The organism is Thermococcus sp. (genome assembly GCF_027008145.1).
Taxonomy (GTDB): Archaea; Methanobacteriota_B; Thermococci; order Thermococcales; family Thermococcaceae; genus Thermococcus.
In genome coordinates this window covers 767-1,917 of the sequence record NZ_JALTCZ010000130.1, presented here as the reverse complement: position 1 = coordinate 1,917, position 1,151 = coordinate 767, and the positions used below count along the sequence as shown (strand labels likewise).

Annotated in this window: 2 protein-coding genes and 1 pseudogene; all 3 read left to right on the top strand. The window is 53.6% G+C overall.

Translation table 11 applies throughout. The features are described from left to right. Positions 1-307: pseudogene (locus tag MVD07_RS06295) on the top strand (type III-A CRISPR-associated protein Cas10/Csm1); the annotation flags it as partial. Positions 308-311: 4 nt separating this feature from the next. Next, positions 312-887 carry a type III-A CRISPR-associated protein Csm2 gene (gene csm2, locus MVD07_RS06290; protein WP_297499769.1) on the top strand — a complete coding sequence of 192 codons (576 nt, stop codon included), beginning with the start codon at positions 312-314 and terminating at the stop codon, positions 885-887. Beyond that, positions 887-1,151 (top strand): type III-A CRISPR-associated RAMP protein Csm3 (gene csm3 / locus MVD07_RS06285; RefSeq protein ID WP_297499767.1); only part of this gene is annotated, 265 nt, incomplete at its 3' end. The genes csm2 and csm3, both read left to right, overlap by 1 nt.

Below are 1,151 nucleotides of genomic sequence, written 5' to 3'. Positions count from 1 at the left end.
GTACGAAGAGCTCTGGAAGACCTACAAGCCGAGGGTTTACGCCGGAAACGGCAGACTGGTGAAGGAACTTGAGTCAAAGAAAGGCCTTCTGTGGAGAATTCTTGAGCTCAGAGAGCTCTACGTCAGGGACCCGAAGAGCGTGAAGTGGGCTTACCTGATAGCCTACCTTCTCGGCAGGCACAAGCTCTCGGGCCTCTTCCCCGAGCTCGTCGGGATAGATGCGGGGGCCGCCCTGAAGGGTGAGCCGCAGCCGATCTACTGGATTGATGGCATTTTGAAGGTTGTTTTGATGGCAGTTAGGGGGTGATTTGATGGTTTACGGAAAAGGCCACCCGGGCCATGGTATGGGCAGGTATCAGAGGGAGGCCCATGGGGGCAACGTCGGTGAACTCTTCGGAGAAAACCCGGACGTAATAGGAATAAGAGAAGCCTTCGAGAAGAACAGAATATCGTGGAAGGACATTGAGCCATACTTCAGAAAGATAGCTCAAGAGCTGGAAGAGAGCAGGAAGAAAGGGGCTTTTCCCGGCTGGAGCCCAGAGAAAAGACTTGCGAACGCCATTGTCGTGGCGGCTTATCTCAGAGCCCAGAACCTCAAGACGAACCAGGTAAGGAAAGTCCTTGAGATGGCGCGAACCATCGAGCTGAAGCTGAAGAAGGGGGACACCGACATAAGGGACGACATTGTAAAGACCCGCTATCTGCTGGCTTATGCCGTTGGCAGAGCCACGGGAGGGGCTAAACATGCCCTTGATGCATTTCACAGAGTCCTCGATCCAATGCTGGCCGTCCTGATGGAGAAGCCCGATGTTGCTCACTTTGAGGAGTTTTACGACTTCCTTCAGGCCGTTGTTGCCTACCACAGGTTCTTTGGAGGTGGTGAATGATGGACAGGCACTTTTATGGGAAAGTCGTTATCCGGGGCAGGATTAAGGCCCTCACCGGCCTCCACATAGGCTCCCAGAGGGACGTCTCAGAGATAGGGGGTATTGACAACCCTGTCATAAAGGACCCCCACACTGGTCTGCCCTACATCCCGGGCTCCTCACTAAAGGGGAAGCTGAGGAGCCTGTTTGAGGTTTTCACTAACTCCAAGCTCGATGAGTGGAAGGATAAATACCCGACTCTGAAAAACTATTCCTCTGGCAGTT

Excerpts from the sequence above, each read along its gene's own strand:
- csm2 (WP_297499769.1), top strand. The coding sequence starts at position 312 with ATGGTTTACGGAAAAGGCCACCCGGGCCATGGTATGGGCAGGTATCAG.